The 19,956-nt window shown below is 73.8% G+C and carries 5 protein-coding genes (1 of these 5 only partly in view); all 5 read right to left on the reverse strand.

Features of this window, described 5'->3' with window-relative positions; translation table 11 throughout:
- On the reverse strand, positions 1-6,393 hold the 5' portion of the coding sequence (locus tag GR130_RS23230) for an SDR family NAD(P)-dependent oxidoreductase (RefSeq protein ID WP_159506482.1). 17,769 nt of this gene lie to the left of the window's left edge; 6,393 of the gene's 24,162 nt are visible here — the first part of the coding sequence; its start codon is at positions 6,391-6,393; the stop codon falls past the left edge of the window.
- Between the two features lie 65 nt (positions 6,394-6,458).
- The gene (locus GR130_RS23235; protein WP_159506483.1) at positions 6,459-16,001 is read right to left on the reverse strand and encodes an SDR family NAD(P)-dependent oxidoreductase; all 9,543 of its coding nucleotides are present in this window, start codon (positions 15,999-16,001) and stop codon (positions 6,459-6,461) included.
- 15 nt (positions 16,002-16,016) lie between these two features.
- The gene (asnB, locus tag GR130_RS23240; RefSeq protein WP_159506484.1) at positions 16,017-17,987 is read right to left on the reverse strand and encodes an asparagine synthase (glutamine-hydrolyzing); all 1,971 of its coding nucleotides are present in this window, start codon (positions 17,985-17,987) and stop codon (positions 16,017-16,019) included.
- 4 nt (positions 17,988-17,991) lie between these two features.
- The gene (locus tag GR130_RS23245; RefSeq protein WP_159506485.1) at positions 17,992-18,243 is read right to left on the reverse strand and encodes an acyl carrier protein; all 252 of its coding nucleotides are present in this window, start codon (positions 18,241-18,243) and stop codon (positions 17,992-17,994) included.
- A gap of 83 nt (positions 18,244-18,326) precedes the next feature.
- Positions 18,327-19,946 carry an ACP S-malonyltransferase gene (fabD, locus tag GR130_RS23250; RefSeq protein ID WP_328707565.1) on the reverse strand — a complete coding sequence of 540 codons (1,620 nt, stop codon included), beginning with the start codon at positions 19,944-19,946 and terminating at the stop codon, positions 18,327-18,329.
- Positions 19,947-19,956 lie beyond the last annotated feature (10 nt).

The following is a 19,956-nucleotide window of genomic DNA, read 5'->3' on the forward strand; positions in this document are numbered from 1 at the left end:
CGCGGCGGCCATGCGGCGGAACGCGTAGCCGCGCAGGCTCGCGGAGAGCCGCCCGTTGTCGTCGTACACGTCGATGTCCACTTTCGTCACGTCCCGGTCGGCCGAGGGCGCATAGCCCTCGGTGTGGCGCAGGTGGGCCCACATGCGCTCGGTGGTGGGGGCGAAGAGGTCGGCGGCGTCCAGGGCGAAGGGCAGTGCGGGCGCACCGGGTTGTTCGCCGAGCGTGCCGGTCGCGTCGCCGTAGAGGCCGACGACGGCCTGGACGGCGCTGTCGAGGATCGCGGGGTGCAGCGCGAACGCTCCGTCGCCGGCGCCGTCGGGCAGGACGAGCCGGGCCAGGACCTCGCCGTCGCCGACGGCCAGGGTGTCGATGGCGCGCAGGCGGTCTCCGTGACGGATGCCGACGGCGTCGAGGGCGGCACGGCACTGGCTGCGTGACAGGGTGCGGCGGCCGCAGCGGGCCCGCAGGTCGTCCAGCGGCGCGGGTGCGGGCGCGCCGGGTGCGGTGATCCGGCCCTGGGCGTGCACGGCCGAGCCGTCGCGCAGGACGCGGAAGGTGTCGCCGGCCAGGTCGACGCGGAGTTCGGCGCCGCCGTCCCCGACGGGGAACGGCTGCGGCCATACGACGTCGCGCAGGCCCACGGGTGCGAAGGAACCGCCGGTCACGGCGCGGCGGGCGACCTCCAGCGACAGCACACCGGGCAGTACGGCCCGGCCGCCCACGTGGTGGTCGGCCAGGAAGAACTCCTCGCCGCCGAGCCGGAGTCGGAACGCGGCCTCGTCCGTGTCCGGGAGTCCCCGCCCTTCCCCGAGGTCGGGGGTGTCAGTGGTGTCGGCGGTGTCGGTCCAGTAGCGCTGCCGCTCGAACGGGTAGGTGGGCAGCGGCACTTGGCGGCGCGCGGCGGGCGCGAAGCTGTCGCCGAACCGGTCGGCCTCGCCCCGTACGTACGCCGCGGCCAGCGCGGCCGGTGCCAGGGCGCGCACAGCGCCCACGGGGCGGGGGTCCGCGGCGGTCTCCCCCGCCAGCACCGTGTCACCGGCGGTGCCGGACAGCCATGAGCGCAGGCGTGCCGCGAGGTCGGGCAGACCGGTGGCGACGACGGCCAGCCGGTGCGCGAAGTGGCTGCGTCCCGCGGCCAGGCTGTAGGCGACGGCGTCGGCGGGCAGCGCGGGTTCGCGGTCGAGGTGGGCGAGCAGCCGGTCGACGACCGTGCGGAGGGCGGCCGGTGTGCGGGCCGACAGCAGGAAGGCGTGCTCCTCGCGGACTTCCCCACCGGCTTCCCCACCGACGTCGGTCGTCCGGGGGGCCGGGTGCTCCTCCAGCACGACGTGCGCGTTGGTGCCGCTGGCCCCGAACGAGCTGACGGCCGCCCGGCGCGGGCCGCGGGCGGGCGCCGTCCAGGGCTGCGCGGCGGTGGCGACGGTGAACGGGCTGCCGTCGAGCACCACGGCCCGGTTGGCCTCCTGGAAGTGGAGCGACGGCGGGATCTGCCGGTGTTCCAGGGCCAGGAGTGCCTTGATGACGCCCGCGATGCCGGCGGCGAACTGCGTGTGCCCGATGTTGGTCTTGATCGATCCGAGGACGGCGCCTCCGGCCGGGGCGCCCTCGAACGCGCGGGTGAGCGCGCGGAATTCGATCGGGTCGCCGAGCTGGGTGCCCGTGCCGTGCGCCTCGACGAGCTGGATGCCGCCCGGCTCGATGCCGGCGCGGGCGTGGACGTCGCGGAGGAGCTGTTCCTGTGAGGCGGCGCTGGGGGCGGTGATGCCGTTGGTGGTGCCGTCCTGGTTGATGCCCGAGCCGCGGACGACGCCGTAGATGTGGTCGCCGTCGCGCCGGGCGTCGGCCAGCCGTTTGAGGACGACCGCGCCCGCGCCCTCGCCCGGGACGAAGCCGTCGGCGCGGGCGTCGAAGCTGCGGCAACGGCCGCTGGGCGAGAGCATGCCCGCGCGCGTCGCCGACCCGTACAGCCGCGGTGTGGTCTGGATGAACACCCCGCCGGCGATCGCCATGTCGGCGTCGCCGGAGAGCAGGTCGCGGCAGGCCAGGTGCAGCGAGACGAGTGAGCTGGAGCAGGAGGTGTCGGTGGTGAGGGCAGGGCCCTTGAGGTCGAGGTGGTAGGCGATGCGGGAGGCGACGACCGAGCCCATGGTGCCCCACAGGGCCTGCGCCGGCGGCCGGTTGTCCAGCTGGTCGTGGTAGTCGCCGGTGTAACAGCCCACGTAGACACCGCAGTTGCGATGGGTCAGGCGTTCGCCGGTGTAGCCGGCGTCCTCCAGGGCGTTCCAGCACTGTTCGAGGAAGATGCGCTGCTGGGGGTCCATGGTGGTGGCCTCGACGCCGGAGATCGCGAAGAACACCGGGTCGAACAGGTCGATGCCGCGGACGAAGCTGCCCGAGCGGCAGGTCACGTCCTGGCCGAGTGCCCAGCGTGACACCGGCTCGACGAGGTCGTCGCCGGCCATCAGGTGGTCCCAAAGAGCGCGCGGGTCCTCGGCGTCGGCGTAGCGGGCGGCCATCCCGACGACGGCGACGGCGTCGTCGTGCGGCACCGGGGAGTCGGCTGCCGGGAAGGTCCGTGCGTGCGGCGCGTCACCGTAGGTGCCGACGATGAACGCGTGCAGGCGCTCGACGGTGCCGTGGTCGAAGAGGTCGGTGGTCTCCAGTGCGGTGCCGAGGTCCGTGTTGAGCGTGTGGACCAGGTTCACGCCGAGGATGGAGTCCAGGCCGTAGTCGGCGAAGGGGCGGCGGCGCTCGATCTCGGCCACCGGCATCTGCAGCACGTCGGCCAGCGCGTCGAGCAGGATGCGCTCGACGTCGGCGGCAGGGGCCGCCGGCGGGCGGGGCGCGGCGGCCACCGGCGTCGCCGCCGGGCGCTCGCTGCCGGCCGGGCCGTACCAGAACCGCCGTCCGGCGAAGGGGTAGGCGGGCAGGTGGATCCGTGCGGGGGTGTCCGCGCCGGCGTGCAGGCGGGTCCAGTCGAGCGGCATGCCCTTGGCCCAGAAGGCGGCGAGTTCGTGCCAGTCGCCGCACGCGGTCCAGCGGTCGACGAGTTCGCGCAGTTCGTCCTTCTCCGCCAGGGCGGCCAGCGTCTCGCGGGTGGCCCTGACGCGACCACGGCACCACGGCCCCCGGGCCCTGTCGGGCGCGGAGTCGGGGTCGGGGTCGGAGTCGGGGTCGGGGTCGGGGGCGGCGAGAAAGGCGCCGAGCTGGTCGAGCCACTCTCCGGGGGTGCTCGCGACGAAGCACACCCGCTCGTCCATCTCCTCGCGGCCGGTCTGCAGGGTGGCCGCGACGGCGGGCAGGTCCACGGGGGAACCGGAGCGGAGCAGATCGGTCAACTGGCGGGCCCGTGCCCGCAGATCCTCGGCGGTCCGGGCCGACAGCGGCAGCAGCACCGGTCGCGCGGGCGCGGCGGGGGCGCTCTTCGTGCCCTGGTACTCGGCGACGATGACATGGGCGTTGGCGCCGCCCGCGCCGAACGAGGAGATGCCGGCCATCCGCGGGCCGCCGTCGGCGGGCCGCGGCCAGGGGGCCCCGCCGGTCTGGAGGGTGAACGGGGTGGCCGCGAAGTCGATGTCGGGGTTGGTCTGCTCGGCGTGCAGGGTGGGCACGAACTCGCCGTGCCGCAGCTGCAGTACGGCCTTGGTCAGGCCCGCGATACCCGCAGCGGCCTCCAGGTGGCCGATGTTCGACTTGACCGAGCCGAGGGCGCACCCGCCGCTCCCGTCGGCGTCGGGGCCGAACGCCTGGGTCAGGCCGTCGATTTCGACGGGGTCGCCGAGCCGGGTGCCGGTGCCGTGCGCCTCGATGTAGCCGATGTCGGCCGCACAGACGCCGGCGCGGTCCAGCGCGTCGCGGATCAGCGCGGCCTGTGCGCGCGGGTTGGGCACGGTGTAACCGTTGGTGCGACCGCCGTGGTTGATGGCGGAGCCGAGGATCACCGCGTGGATGGGATCGCCGTCGGCCTCGGCCGCGGACAGCGGCTTCAGCAGCACCGCGCCGACGCCCTCGCCCGGCAGGAACCCGTCGCCGCCGGCGCCGAAGCTGCGGCAGTGCCCGTCGGTGGCGAGCATCCGGGAGCGGCACAGCTCGACGTACGAGGAGGGGTGCAGGTAGAGGTTGACGCCGCCGGCGACGGCCAGCTCGCACGCGCCGTGGCGCAGGTGCTCGCACGCCTCGTGGATCGCGGTCAGCGACGACGAGCACATGGTGTCGATCGGCATGCTCGGGCCGCGCAGGTCCAGCAGGTACGACACCCGGTTGGCCAGCGAACCGAACGACGTGCGCGGTGCGGGCGGCAGTCCGTCGGTGGCCGGCGGGCGGTGCCGGTCGAAGCCGGTCTTGGTGATCCCGGCGAAGACGCCGACCGACGAACCGTGCCGCTCGGCGAGGCGCTGCCGGGTGTAGCCCGCGTCCTCCAGCACCGACCACGCGCTCTCGACGAACAGCCTTTCCTGCGGGTCCATGTCGGCGGCGTCGCGCGGCGCGATCCCGAAGAACGCGGCGTCGAAGCGGGCGAAGTCGTCGAGGAACGCACCCCACTTGCTGTAGCTGGCGCCCTGCTGCACGGCCCGCTGCGGGTCCGGTTCGTAGAAGCCGTCCAGCGGCCAGCGCTCGGCGGGGACCTCGCGGACGCTCTCGCGGCCCGCGCGCAGGTTCTCCCAGAACGCCGCCGGGGTCGGGGCGTCCGGGTAGCGCCCGCTCAGGCCGATGATGGCGATCGGCTCGTCCGCGCCGGCCGGACGCGGGCTCCGCACCGCCCGGGGTCGTGGGCGCACCGGTGCAGCTGCCGCGGCGGCGGGCGTCGCCGCGCCCGGCACCTCCGCCGTGGCCGGTGCCGTGCTCCCCGCCGCGTCGTCGAGCCAGCGGCGGCAGCCGTCCGCGTGCTGCTCCGCCAGGTGGCCGGCCAGGTCGTTCAGCGTCGGGTACTGATAGAGCACCGTCTTGGGCAGGGCGCCGAACCACTGCGCGAACCGGTGGTTGAGCCGGGTCACGGCGAGCGAGTCGATCCCGAAGCTGTCCAGCGGAACGGCGGCGTCCAGCCGGGCGGCGTCGATGCGCACCGTCCCGGCGATCAGCTCCTTCAGCAAGGGCAGCACGCGTGCCCGCAGTTCCGCCGGGCCCGTCTGCCGCGTCTGCTGCGTGTCCGCCTCCCGGGGACCTTCCTCGTCCACGCCGCTCTCCTCGTCCATGACCAGTAGGTGTGGTGCGCCGAGCGCCAGTGCGCCGTGCAGGGCCCGCAGTGCCGTGTCCGTTCCCAGCGGGCGCCCGAAGCGTGCGGTGAGCGCGGGCAGGTCCTCGGCCGGGACGCTCATCCCGCCGTCCTGCCACAGCGGCCAGCCGATCGAGACGCTCGTGCCGTGGCGCTCGCCCGCGGCGGCCAGGGCGGCCCGGTGGGCCAGGTAGGCGTCGAGGAACCCGTTCGCGGCGGCGTAGTCGGCCTGCCCGGGGTTGCCCAGCGCCCCGGCGCCGGAGGAGAACGCCGCGAGGAAGTCCAGCGGCAGCCGGCGCGTGGCCTCGTCGAGGTTCACCAGCCCGGCGACCTTGGGCGCCAGGACCCGCTGGGCATCCTGGTGGGACTTGCGGATCACGTAGTCGTCGCTGATCAGACCGGCCGCGTGCACGACCCCGTCGAGCCTGCCGTACGTGCCCACAAGGGAGTTGACGAGCTGCGCCACCGCGGCGGCGTCGGTGACGTCCACCTGGCGGTAGTGGGGCCCCGGATCCGGCTGCGCCGGCTCGCGGCCCGCCGGTGAGCGGCCGCACAGGACGACCCGGGCACCGGGGGCGTGCCGTGCGATGTCGGCGGCGACCAGCCGCCCGATGCCGCCCGCTCCTCCGCTGATCAGGTAGACGCCGTCGGCCTTCCACACCGGCGGGAGGGCCGCCGCGCTCGGGGCGGCTGCCCAGGCGCGGACCTGGCGGCGGCCGTCGGTGTGGCGCACGTGGTCCGCCGCCTGCCCGGACTCCGCCCGCAGCACGTCGGCGAGCTGCGCACCCGGCGGCCACTGCGGGAACTCGACCAACTGGACGTGCAGCGCCGGGTCCTCCTGTGCGGCGGTGCGCAGCATGCCGATCAGGCCGGCGTAGCCGCAGGGGATCCCCTCGCGGCACACGACCTGCACGGAACGGGGGCCGCCGGCCGGTGAGTTCAGCAGTCGCTGGAGTTCGCCGAGCAGCCGGGTCGCCGCGTGCTCGTAGGCGGCGGCGGGCCCGTCGTCACGGCTTTCCACACGGGCGACGGACACGCCGGGCAGGTGCCGGCGCAGGTCGGTCGCGTCGGCGTCGGGGAGGTCGCACAGCACGACCAGCCGCCGTGTTCCGGGCGTCGCGGAGTGCGCTCGGACCGGTTCGTCGCGCCATACCGGCACACGAAGGATGTTTCTGCTCACGTTCATTCCGTTCCGGGTCACTGGGCGGCCGGGCCGCCCGGTCCAGGGAGGAGGCAGGGGAGGCGTCAGGTCCTGCTCAGGGCGTCCGGGCCGGCACGGCCGTCGAGGACCGCGTCGAGCAGCGCCGCACGGGCGCCGGTCTCGAACGCGGGCTCGGCAGCGGGCGGCGGGAGGGGAGTTCCACCGCCCGCGGGCACCCAGTAGCGGTCGCGGGCGAAGGGGTAAGCGGGCAGCCGCACGGTGCGGCGCTCGCCTGCGGGATGCAGCGCCTGCCAGTCGACCCGGGCTCCGTCGCACCACAGGGCCGTCACCCGGTCGAGCCGTCGGTCGGCGAGGGCTCGGGTGACCTCGGGGTCCTGCTCCGGCTCGCGCCGCACTCCGGCGCCGCGCGACCGCCTGATGCCGCCGGTGTGCCAGCCGTCGGGCTCGTCGCCCGCGAGGAACCGGTCGAGCGTGCCGAGCACGTCGTCGATGCCGCCGGCGACGAAGCCCAGCCGCGCTTCCATGGCTTCCCGGCCGGTCTGGAGGGTGAACGCCAGGTCGGCCAGGTCCGGTGCGGGTCCGTCGCGGCGCGCCCGGTCGAGGAAGTCCCGCAGCCGTCCGGCCGTGGCACGCAGCCGGTCGCCGTCGCGGGCGGAGAGCACGAGGGCCTGGGGGGCGGTGGTGCGGGCCGGTTCCGCAGGGGCGGGCGGTACCGGCGGCAGGGGTGGTGCTTCGAGGACGACATGGGCGTTGGCGCCGCCGAAGCCGAAGCTGCTCACTCCCGCCCGCAGGGGCCACGGCCGCCCGGTGGCGTCGGTACCCGCCTCCCAGGGGCGCAGTTCGCGTACGACCTCGAATCCGCCGTCGCGCGGCAGGTGCGGGTTGAGCCGGTCGCAGTGCAGGGTCGGCGGCAGCTCGCGGTGGCGCATGGCGAGCAGCACCTTCAGCACTCCGGCCAGACCTGCGGCCGACTCCGTGTGGCCGATGTTGGTCTTCACCGAGCCGAGGGCGCACGGCCGGGCCGCGTGCGGCGATCCGCCCCGGTCGCCGCGCAGCGCGCGGTAGGCGCTGTCGAGGGCGTTGACCTCGACGGGGTCGCCCAGGCCGGTGCCCGTGCCGTGCGCTTCGACGTAGCCGATGCTGTCCGGGTCGATGCCACGCATGGCGTCCTGGATCAGCGCGGCCTGCGCAGTGCCGTTGGGGGCGGTCAGGGAACCGGCGCGGCCTCCGTGGTTTTCGGCGCTGCCGCGGACGACTCCCCAGATCGCGTCGCCGTCCCGCCGCGCCTGGGCGAGCGGCTTGAGCAGCACCGCGGCGACGCCCTCGGCGCGGACGTAGCCGTCCGCGCCGGCGGAGAAGGTCTTGCAGCGGCCGTCGGGGCTGAGCATGCCCGCCATGTGCGTCGCGGCGAAGGTGTCCACGCTCAGCAGCAGGTTGACGCCGCCCGCGATGGCCATGTCGCATCGGCCCGAGCGGATGCTCTCGACGGCGCGGTGCAGCGCGACGAGCGAACTGGAGCAGGCCGTGTCGACGGGTTCGCTCGGCCCGTGCACGTCCAGGACGTAGGAGATCCGGTTGGCCAGCATCGAGTGGGCGTTGCCGGTGGCGGTGAAGCCGTCGGGTGCCACGCCGCTGGCGTTGAGCAGGTGGTGGTAGTCGCTGCCGGAGACGCCGAAGTAGACCCCGGTGTTCGCGGGGAGGCGCACCGGGGCGTAACCGCCGTTCTCCAGGGCGGCCCACACGGTCTCCAGTGCCAGGCGGTGCTGCGGGTCCATCAGTTCCGCCTCGAGCCGCGACAGGTGGAAGAAGTCCGCGTCGAAGCGGTCCACGCCCTCGATCAGGCCGGCGAACTTCGGGAAGTCCGCGCGTGCCACGACGTCCGCGTAGGGGCCGTCGAAGCGGTCGCCGGGGTAGTCGGCGATCAGGTCGTCGCCCGCGCGGAGCCGCTGCCAGAAGGTGTCCAGGTCGTCCGCGCCGGGGAACCGTCCCGCGGCGCCGATGATGGCCACCGCACCGTCGTCCGGCGCCGGTTGGGGCATCGGGACCGGGGACGGCCGGGTGGTGGCGGTGACCTGCGCGGGTGCGTCGGCGACGGTGGGGAGGGTCAGCTCGGGGCCGTGGCGGTCGAGCAGGTGCCCGGCGAGGCTGCGGATGTCGGGGCACTCGAAGAAGACGGCGGGAGTGAGGTCCGTGCCGAGGAGGCCGTTGAGTTCCGAGGCCAGTTTGGCCAGCGCGATGGACTCGAAGCCGTACGCGTGGAAGTGGGTGTCGAGGTCGACGTCGGCCAGGTCGAACTTGAGCAGGTCGGCGACGGTCTCGCGCAGCGACGCGACGAGCGCCGCCGCCCCGTCCCCGTTTGCATCCGCGTCCGCCGGAACGGGCGCGGACGGCTCGGCCTCCGGCTGTCCGGCCGCCGGCTGCCGCCACTCCCCCGTACCGGCCGGCGTCGGCGGCACCGGACGCGCCGCCTGCGGCAGTGCCGCCCAGGCCCGTCCGGGCTCGCCGGGAAGTGCCGGCCGGAGGTCGCCGGCGGTGAACTCGGCGTCCTCGACCCGGCCCAGCACCCGGCCGTCCTCGTCGAGGAACGCCGCGTAGAAGACGGCGTCGGAGGTCCGGGCCAGCACGATCGCCCGGGTGCGCTCCCACTGCTCGCCCTGCACGGATCCCACCCGCACCACGGTGGCGTCGGCCCGACCCAGCGTGTGCGCAGCACCCTGGACCAGTCCGGCGAGCGCCCAGGCCGGGAGGTGCACCTGCCGCTTGTGCGGGTCCTGGCACATGGCCGGTTCGGCGACCCGTACGAGAAGCCGGTGGTCGTCGAGTTCCGTGACCCCTTCGACGCTGCGCGCGTAGGGCCGTGCGTCGAGGCCCGCGGTGCCGAGCGCGGCGTAGAAGCCGTCCCGGTCGAGGGCCGCGGGCGCGTTCAGCACCTGCCGCATCGAGGCGACTTCGGCAGGCGCGTACGGTACGACGTCGGCGGCGAACCGGAGGGTGTCCTCGTCGGCGTGCCACAGCTCGACGCGGTGCGCGCCGTCGCCGGACATGCCGAGCCGCCAGGTGAACGTCTCGGGGGCGTCCGCGGGCGACGGGAGAGCGGCCCACTGCGCGTTCCGCAGCCGCAGCGGCCCTTCCAGCCCGGCGAGCCGCGCGAACGCCAGTGCCGCGTCCAGCAGTGCCACGGTGGCGTAACGGCGCTTGCGTCCCACCGTGTGGACGTAGTCGAGGAGTTCGTCGCCGCGCAGCCGGAGGGTGTAGCGCACGCCGTTGAGGTCCGAGGCGTTGACGCCGACCCAGGGGTGGGCGCGGCGGGTGAAGGCGAGCGGCCGGAGCACGCTGGGGGCGTCGGCGTCGTCGGCGTCCTCGGGATACCAGCACCGCACCTTGGCGAAGGGGTAGGCGGGCAGCGACAGCTTGGCCGGGCGGCTTCCCGCCGGCCACAGCCGGTCCCACGCGATGCTTGCGCCGTCCGTCCAGTACTGTGCCAGCTCCGCCGACCTCCCCTCGCGCAGGGCCTGTTCGACGGTCGCCGCGTCGGCGGTGCGCCGGCGCCGCAGCGTGCTCGCCGTGAAGTGCACGCCTGCGGGCACACCGGGTGACTCCGCCGTCCAGTCCACGGCGGACAGCCGGGCCAGGCGGGCCTGTGCGTCGGCGATGTCGTCCGCCACGAAGGCCAGCCGGCAGGGCAGTTCGTTCTTGCCGGTCTGCAGGGTGTACGCGAGAGCGTCCAGGCCCGGTGCGGACGCACCTATGTACGCGTGCACGTCGCGCAGCACCGTCCGCAGCGCCTGGGGCGTGGTGGCGGAGAACACCAGCAGGCGCGGGCGACCGCTGTCCGGTGCGGCCACGACCTGCCCGGCGTACTCCTCGACGACGATGTGCACGTTGATGCCGCCCGCGCCGATGGACGTGACGCCTGCCCGGCGCGGCACCTCCTCGCCGCCGACCACGGGGCGCCGCCATGTGTCGCGGTGGCGCTGCACCACGAACGGCGTCCGCTCGAAGTCGATCGCCGAGCTGAGCGTCTCGGCGTGCAGCGAGGGCGCCAGCGTGCGGTGCTTGAGCTGCAGCAGCACCTTGGTCAGGCCGGCCATGCCGGATCCGGACAGCAGGTGCGCCACGTTGGACTTGACCGAGCCCAGCGCGCAGAACCCGAGATCCTGGGTGTCGCGGCCGAACGCGAGGGCGGCGCCCTTGATCTCGATGGGGTCGCCGAGGGAGGTCGCCGATCCGTGGCCCTCCAGGTAGCTGATCGTGCGCGCGTCCACGGCGGCGTCGTCGAGCGCCTTCTCGATGGCGCGGGCCTGCTGCTGCGGGGTGGGCACCGTGAAGCCGTTGCGGTCCCCGGCGTTGGTCATGCCGCTGCCCTTGATCACGCCGTAGACGTGGTCGCCGTCGGCGACGGCTTCGGCCAGCGGCTTGAGCACGAGCGTGCCCACGCCTTCGCCCAGGATCGTGCCGTCGGCGCCCAGGCCGTAACTGCGCACGACATCCGCCGACTTGGTGGTGAAGTGCGCCTGCGAGGTCGCGATGAGGTCGAAGGGGTGCAGCATCAGGTTGATGCCGCCGACGACGGCCATGCGGCACTCGCCGCCGCGCAGCATGCGCACCGCCTGGTGCACGCACGCCGACGCCGAGGAGCACATGGTGTCGAGGAACACGGACGGCCCGGTGAAACCGTACTGGTACGACAGCATGTTCGCCATCACGCCGAGTTCGCTGCCACTGGTCACGGTGCCGCGCATCAGCATGTTCTGGAAGCCGTAGAGCGAGTAGCTGTTGTTCATCGAGCCGACGAGCACGCCGACGTCGCCGTCGTAGCGGCGCCGCAGCGTCTCGCGCGAGTAGCCCGCGTCCTCCAGGGCCGTCACTCCCGCCTGCAGGAACAGCCGGACCTCCGGGGACAGCAGTTCGGCGTCGCGCTGGGAGATGTTGAAGTAGCGCGGGTCGAACGCCTCGACGTCCCGCAGGAACGTGCCGGTCCTGACGACGGTCTTGCCGTCGACGTCCCGTTCGTCGAAGTAGATGTCGCCGTGCCGCCACCGCGACTCCGGGACGGGTTCGAAGCTGTGCCGGCCCTCGCTGAGCAGTTCCCAGAACTCCTCCAGGGTGTCGGCGCCCGGGTAGCGTCCCGCCATACCGATCACCGCGATGTCGTGGCGCTCCGGTTCGGTCCGGGCCGCGAGGGGGCGCGGGGCGGCGATCGCGGACGGCCGGGTGGCCGGAACGGGGGCAGCGACGGGGGCGGGCGCGGGCGGTTCCTCGACGGGAAGCTCCTCCGGGGCGGGCTCCTCGGCCGCGGGCGCTTCGGGGGCGAAGAGTTCGAGCAGCCGGTCGCGGTGCTCGGCGACGAAGTAGCCGGCCACGCCCTGCAGATCGACGTACTCGAAGAAGAGCGTTTTGGGCAGCGACCCGAAGGCGTCCTCCAGCCTGCTGGTCAGGTCGACGATGGAGATCGACTCGATGCCGTAGTTCTCCAGTTTCTCGTCGACCAGGATGTGCTCCGCGTCCTGCCCGGTCACCTCGGCGAACAGGTTCCGCAACAAGTCCTGTGTACGGGAGACGAGTTCCCCCTCCTCCGTGACGGCCGGCACCGCCGTGCTCCGCCGCCCCGCGGGGGTGCTCGGCGCCGGCCGCGCGGAGCGGTCCAGGCCCGCGTACCCGCGCAGCGCGGCCCGCTCGCCGAAGAGGACCACGCGGCGGACCGGCGCGTCGGCGCGCAGTGCGCGCTCCAGCGCGTCCAGGCCGGTCCCGCTCGGCAGCGGCACGGTGCCGGTGCGCTTGCGCAGGTAGGCGAGGCTGGCGTCGTCCACGCGCATGCCGCCGTCGGCCCACAGCGGCCAGTCGACGACGCGGGTCACGCCACCGGCGGCCTGCCGTCGTGCGGCGAACGCGTCGAGGAAGGCGTTGGCGGCGGCGTAGTCGGCCTGCGCGGCGTTGCCGAAGGCGCCCGCCACTGAGCCGAACAGCAGGAGGAAGTCCAGGCCGTGGGCGCGCGTCGCGTCGTCGATGTACGTGGCGCCGTCCACCTTGGGCGCGAGGACGGCGGCGGTGCCCGCGAGGGGCTTGTTCGCGAGGTAGCCGTCGTCGAGGACGCCGGCCGCGTGGAACACGCCGTCGAGCCGCCCGTACTGTGCGCGGATGTCCGCGACCGCGTCCCGCACGGCGTCCGGGTCCGTGACGTCCGCGCGGCGGTAGGCCACCTCGCCGTGGTGCACCCGGGCCCGCAGCGCCTCGACGGCCCGGCTGCCCGCCGAGCGCCCGCTGACGACGACCGTGGCGCGGTGGCGCCGGCAGAGCCGCTCGGCGAGCAGCAGGCCGAGTCCGCCGGCGCCGCCGGTGATCCAGTAGACGCCGCCGTCGCGCAGCAGGCTCTCCCCCGCCTCGGCCTGGGGCAGTTCCACGTAGCGGTGCCGTACCCGGCGGTCCCGGGCGTCGTAGGCGACTTCGGTGTCGTCTCCGGCGCCCGCCTCGGCGCGGACGACGCGCTCGAAGCGGTCGGCGTCGCGCGGGTCGTGGGCGTCGAGGAGCACCAGCCGGCCCCGGAACGAGGGGTTCTCCTGCTGTGCGGTCTTCAGCAGCGCCGCCAGCGGGGCGTAGACCGGCGAGTCCGGGGCGCCGGGTGCGACGACGAGCACCTGCCGTCCCTGGCCGAGGAGTTGCCGGACCTGCGGGTAGCAGGAGTCGAACGCCGCCTTCATGGCGACGGCGTCGGTGGCTTCCGCGGGAACCGCCAGCTGCCGGACCTCCATGCCCAGCCGCGCGGCGCTCGCCGGTGCGAGGTCGTCGTCCAGTACGGCGTTGAGCACCGTCACGGGGCCGGCCGGAGAGCCCTGCCCGGCTGCGGGGGCCGGGGCGGCGGCCTCCTCCCAGACGCCGGTGACCTCCAGAAGCTCCCCTTCCGGGGCCTCGGCGGCCGCCGGTTCCGCGGTGGGCAGCTCCCTCGACGTGTAGCCGGTGAAGCGCACGCACAGCCGGCCTTTCTCGTCGAACAGGTCGATGTCGGCTCCGGTCGTGCCGCCTGCCGGGCCGTTGCCGGCCGGCCGCAGCCACGCCCACATCGTCGAGGTCGTCGCCGCGTGCACGGTGAGACGGTCCAGCGCGAACGGCACCGCGGGGGCGGCGGGCCGGCGCCAGCCGCCGTCGGCCGAGCCGAGGGCGAGGGCCGCGAGGAGGGCGCTGTCGAGGATCGCGGGCTGAAGTGCCATGCCGTCCGGGGCACTTGCGGGGAGCCGCAGCTCGGCCAGTACGCCGTCCGGACCGCGGTGCAGGGCGTGCAGGCCGCGCAGCGCCGGGCCGTGCTCGATGCCGCTGGAGCGCAGCACGGCGTACCCCTCGGCGACGTCGACGCGCTGGGGGAACCGCCGGCGCAGCGCGCCCGGGTCCGTCGTCCCGGCCGCGGCGGCATCGTGGTACTCCACCCGGCCGCCGGCGTACCGCGTCCCGTCGTCGTCGGTGATCGCGTAGTCGTAGCCGTCGGCGGCGGGTGTCAGGCGGAGCCGCGGGGAGAGCCCGGTGTCGCCGACGAGCAGCGGGCGGATCCACACCGCGTTGCGGATGCGGGGCGTCAGCCCGGTCCGGGCGCCTGCGACGGCGGCCCGTCCGGCTGCCCGGGTGACGAGTTCCAGGGCCACCACGCCCGGCACGATCCGTGCGCCGTTGACGAGGTGGTCGCGGACGAATCCCTGGGTGGCGTCGAAGTGCAGGGGGAAGGTCCAGCCGCCGCCCTCCGGCTCGCCCTGGCCGAGCGGGTCGGGAGCGGTGTCCGTCGCGCCGCGCTCGGGCCGTGCGGCCGTCTCGTCGCGGGTCGTCCGGAACCAGTGCGGTGTACGGGCGAACGCGTAGCCGGGCACGTGCACACGACGGCCGCGCTCGGGCCACTGCGCCCAGTCCACGGGCAGGCCCCGGGCCCAGGCGGACGCGAACTTGTCCCACCGGCCCTGCTCCAGCCAGCGCTCGGCCAGGGCCGTGAGGTCCTCCGCGTCCAGGCCGTCGGGGGCTTCGGTGCCGGCCCGGCCGCGCGGGCAGTCGGCGGGCGGGCCGTCCCCCGCGGCGACGCCGTCGAGCTGTGCCGCCCACTCCTCGATGCCGCTCGCGCGGAACACGACGCGCTCGCGCAGGGGCACCCGGCCTTCGCGCAGCGTGCGGGCGACATCGGTCAGGGACGGGGGGTCGTTGTGCCCGATCCGGATCCGGACCCAGCGGGCGAGGTCGGCGCACGTCTCGCGCAGCCGGTCCTCGTCCTTGGCGGACACCGGCAGCCACTGTTCACCGGTGTCCTCGGTGGCGGCCACCGGGGCCGCGGCTTCCAGCAGGACGTGGGCGTTGGTCCCGCCGAATCCGAAGGAGCTGACGCCCGCGCGCAGCGGCGCGGACCCTTCGGCGTGCCAGTCGGTGAGGCGGTCGAGGACGTACAGCGGGCTGCCGTCCAGGTTGATGAGGGGGTTGAGCTTGCGGAAGTTGACCGTCGCGGGCAGCTTGCGGTGGCGCATGGCGAGGATGACCTTGAGCATGCCCGCGATGCCGGCGGCCCCTTCGAGGTGGCCGATGTTGGTCTTCACGGAGCCGATGCCGCACCGGTGTGCCGGGGCCTGTCCGGACCGGTCCGCGGCCAGGTCGGCGAAGGCCCGCTTGAGGCCGCGGATCTCGATGGGGTCCCCGACCGGTGTGCCGGGGCCGTGCGTCTCCACGTAGGTGACGGTCTCGGGCGCGATGCCGGCCTTCCGGTAGACGCCGGCGATCAGTTCGGCCTGGGCGGTCGGGTTGGTGACGGTCAGCGAGCTGGTGCGCCCGCCGTGGTTGCTGCCGATGCCCTTGATCACGGCGTGCACGGCGTCGCCGTCGCGGCGGGCGTCCGCGGCCCGCTTGAGCAGGACGGTGCCGCCGCCCTCGCCGCGCACATAGCCGTTGGCGTCGGCGTCGAACGCCCGGCACCGGCCGTCGGGCGAGAGCATGCCCGCCTTGGCGAAGGCGATGAAGTGCCGCGGCGACCAGGTCAGGTTGACGCCGCCGGCGAGCGCGAGGTCGCAGTCGCCGGCCTGGAGGGCCTGCACCGCCTGCTGCACGGCCACGAGCGAGCCGGCGCAGGCCGTGTCGTTGACGACGCTCGGGCCGCGGAAGTCGAAGTGGTGGGAAACCCGGTTGGCGATGATCGCGTACGCGGCGCCGGTCGGGTAGTAGGCGTCGATCTCCTCGACTTCCCGCTCGATCAACTCGGCGTAGTCCCAGTGGCAGACGCCCATGAAGACACCGGTGCGGGAGCCCGCGACGCGGTCGGCCCGGTAGCCGGCGTCCTCCAGGGCGTGCCAGCTCAGCTCCAGGGCCATCCGCTGCTGCGGGTCCATGGACTGCGCCTCGCGCGGGGAGATCTGGAAGAAGTCGGCGTCGAAGCAGTCGGCGTCGTCGACGAACCCGCCCCAGACGCTGTTGGTCTTGTTGAATTCACGGCGCGGGTGGCCGAGGTGGTCCTCCTTGCGCCAGCGGCGCTCCGGGACCTCGCTGATGAGCGAGCGGCCCTCGGCGAGATGGCTCCAGAACTCCTCGGGCGTGCGCGAGCCGGGCAACCGCAGGGACAGGCCGATGACGGCGATGTCCCGGTCGTCGGCGAGGACGCCGTTCTCCTTCTGCATGGCGCGTTCTCCGTCCTAGGCCGACAGGGCGCCGCTGCGCCGGTCGACGACGTACAGGGGGACTGTGAGCGGGCCCCGGCGGCGGGCGTTGCCGCGCACGTACCAGTGGTGCAGCCAGACCGTCGACGCCAGGCAGACGAACGCCTGGTTCTCCTTGGTGCCGGTCTCCTCGGGCGGGCTGTCGAAGACGCGGTCGGTGAACCGCTTCACGAAGCGCGCGTCGAGGGCACCGATCTCGTCGAGGGTGCCGGGATCGGTCAGCAGGTCGCGGTAGTCCGGGCGGGAGCGGACGAACGCGGCGCTGTCCGGGGCGCGGTAGGGGAACTTCCCCTTCTTGACGATCCGTTCCGGCAGCGCGTCGGCATAGGCGCGCTTGAGCAGGTACTTCTCGTCGTAGGGGTCGCCGAACCGCAGATTGACCGAGGCGGCGCGGCGGACCACGGCGGGGTCGAGGAAGGGGCAGCGGTTCTCCACGCCGTGGGCCAGCGCCATGCGCTCGCCCTGGGTCGAGAGCAGGTAGCCGCTCAGCAGCGTGCGGAACTCCAGCCACTGGGCCTTCTGCACGGGTGCGAGCTGTGCGTAGCCGGGTTCGGCGGCGACGAGTTCCTTGAGGGCCGCGAAGGGGTCGCCCGCGTTCTTGAGCAGGCGTGCGGCGAAGCGGCCGTTCTGGAACCGCATCTGGTGGGAGAAGAGGCCGGGCAGGGTCTCCTCGGTGAACTGCCGGTAGAGCCCGAGCATCCGGCGGTGGCCGTCCTCGCCGCTGAAGTGGCGCAGATACGGATGGAGCCGGCTCATGTGGCGCAGGCGGGTGTCGTCGTCCAGCTCGTGCCAGGTCGAGAGCAGCAGCGTGTCCTTGAAGATGCCGTAGCCGAGGAATCCCTCGTCGGCGCCCTCGCCGCTGAGCACGACCTTGATCCCTTCGCTCCGGACGTGGCGTGCCAGCAGGTACATGGGGACGAAGGCGGTGCGGAAGACGGGCACCTCGGCGTGCCGGACGGCTTCGGGGAAGGCGTCGACGACGTCCTCGTCGGTCACGCGCACGGTGGAGTGGCGGGTGCTCAGGTGAGCGGCCAGCTCGGCCTGTTCGGCCGATTCGTCGAACTCCGCGTCCTCGAACTCGATCGAGAACGTCCGCAGCGGTCGGCTCGTCCGCTGCGCCGCGATGTGGGCGATGATCGAGGAGTCCAGGCCGCCGGAGGCGTAGACGCCGACCTCGACGTCGCTGCGGAGGCGCACGTCAACCGCCGCTTCGAGGTCCGCGCGGACGAGCTCGACGGCCTCCTGCTCGCTCTCCGGGGCCGGGCCCCGGGCCAGGTCGAGTGTGGCCCAGCGACCGCGCCGGACCTCGTCACCGCGCACGCACAGGTACTCGCCCATGGGGATCTGCTCGATCCCCTGGTACGCGCTCTGACCGGGCAGCGGGGTCCAGGTGGCGAAGACCGATGCCAACTGTGCCTCGTCGAAGGCGAACCGGAAATCCGGGTAGGCCAGGAACGCCTTCATCTCGGAGGCGAACAGCCACGCGCCGCGGCAGCGCGCCACGTACAGGGGCCGCTTGCCGAACCGGTCGCGCACCAGGTGCAGTTCGCCGGTGACGCTGTCGTAGAGGGCGAACGCGAAGGCGCCGTTGAAGCGGGGCAGGCAGTCGAGACCCCAGGCGATCCAGGCGTTGAGCACGACCTCGGTGTCGGACTCGGTGCGGAAGGCGAGGCCGCGGGCCGCCAACTGCGCGCGCAGCTCACGGTAGTTGTACAGCTCGCCGTTGTAGCAGAGCCAGTAGCGGCCGTCGGCGCTGCCGACCGGCTGCGAGCCGGTGGACAGGTCGATGATGCTCAGCCGCACCGTGCCCATGGCCAGCCGGTCGTCGAGGAGGCAGCCCGCCTCGTCCGGGCCGCGGTGCTCGATCTGGGCGAGCATGCCGTGGATCAGGGTCTCGTATTCCTGCGGTGGCAGGGGGCTTCCGTAGAAGCCGGCGATGCCGCACATCGGGTCACCGGCTCCCGGCGGCCCGCAGGCGGGCGGCGTCGACGAACCCGACGATGCCGGACAGCGAGACCATGACGTTGCCGAGGATCTCGTCGCCCAGCGGCACTCCGTACGCCTCCTCGATGTGCGCCATCAGCGAGATGTAGCCGAAGGAGTCGAGGATGCCCGCCTTGAACAGGTCGGTGTCCTCGGTGATGTCCGAGTCGAACTCGAACATGAACCGCTCTTCCATGTACTGCTTGAGTGCCTGCTTCATGGCTGTCCGTCACCCTCGGGATGGTCGATTCGGGGTGCGTGCCGGTAACCGGCCCGCGTGAACTCTGCGCTTTCCGTGCGGCGTCAGGGAGCCGCGAGCCCGGCAGCGACGATCCGGGCCAGCTCGGGCCACTGGGCCCGGATGAAGAAGTGGTCACCGGGGAACCGGCGGGTGGTCAGGGGCCGGGTGCTCTCCCGTTGCCAGCCCTCCAGGTCGGCCCTGGTGAACCACTCGTCCTCGCCGGCCATGGCGGTGACCGGCACGTCCAGCGGCGGTGCGTCCTGGTGCCGGTAGGCGCCCAGCGCGGCGAAGTCGGCCCGCAGGACGGGCTCGTAGAACGCCATCAGGTCGGGGTGCTCCCACAGCTCCGCCGGGATTCCGCCGAGTTCCTTGAGGTGGTCCCAGAAGGCGTCGGTCGGCAGCTCCCAGGTGTGGCGCTCCCGGCTGGGGATCGCCGGCCCGCTCTCCCCTGAGACGAAGAGGTGGGCCGGTGCGGGCAGCCGCTCGGCGCGCAGCCGGTGGCAGAGCAGGTACGCCAGCCGGGCTCCGAGGCTGTGGCCGTAGAGCGCGTACGGGGCGTCGAGCCGGTCCCGCAGCTGACGGAACAGGTCGTCGACGATCGCGGCGGGGTCCCGCAGCAGCGGCTCGGCGGCGCGCCTGCCGCGTCCGGGGCGTTCCAGCGTCACCACGTCGACGTCCGGGAGGTGTTCGGCGAGCCCTGCGTAGGCGCGCTCGTCGCCTCCGGCGTAGGCGACACAGAACAGGCGTGGCCGTCGCTGCGGCTGCGGCGTTGGCTGCGACTGCGACTGCGACTGCGGCTTCGGCACCCGGCGGGCGGGTGCCGTGTCGATCTGCCGGATCATCCGGGTCAGGACTCCTCCCCCGCCCACCTCGCGGCAGTGGTCGGCGGTCGTGCGCTCCAACAGGTAGCGGACGCTGTCCAGCCACTGCACCGATCCGCAGATCTGCTCGCTCAGCGTCGCGGCGATGTCCCGGTCCGCGTACGGACGCGCGGTGAGGTTGGCGAGCACCGTGGCCCGTAGCGGCGCGAACCGGAAGCCTTTGAGGAAGGCGGCGAACTCGTCGCGGGCGGAGGCCATGAACCGCGAGTGGAAGGCTGCCGAGACCTTCAGCCGGGCGACCCGGGTCCCGCGCGCGTCGAGCGTCCTGTGCGCGCGCTCGATTTCGTCCCGGGCCCCGGACAGCACGGTCTGGACGGGGGTGTTGATGTTGGCGACGTCGAGCCGCGACAGGCCCTCCTCGGCGAGGAAGGCCCGCACCTCGCCCGCGTCCGGCCCCACGACGGCGAGCATGGCCCCTTCCGAGGCACGGGCCATCAGCTCGCCCCGCTTGGCCACGAGCTTCAGGCCGGTCTCGAAGTCGAAGGCCCCGGCGGCGTGCAGGGCGTTGTACTCCCCGAGGCTGTGTCCGAGCAGATACGCGCCCTCGGGCTCGCCGCGCTCCAACGAGTCCCGGTACGCGAGCGCGTTGACGACGTAGAGCGCAGGCTGGGTGTAGCGCGTGTCGTCGAGCCGCCCGTCCGGGTCCTCCAGGCACAGCCTCGGGAGGTCGTATCCGAGGATGTCCCCGGCCAGCGCGGTCGGTTCGGGGAACCGGTCGAAGAGGCCGGCTCCCATGCCGCGGGTCTGGGACCCCTGGCCGGGGAAGAGCACAGCGGGCGTTCCCGCCGCGGAAGCCCTCACGCCAGGCCCG

The organism is Streptomyces sp. GS7 (assembly GCF_009834125.1).
In the GTDB taxonomy this organism is placed as follows: Bacteria; Actinomycetota; Actinomycetes; order Streptomycetales; family Streptomycetaceae; genus Streptomyces.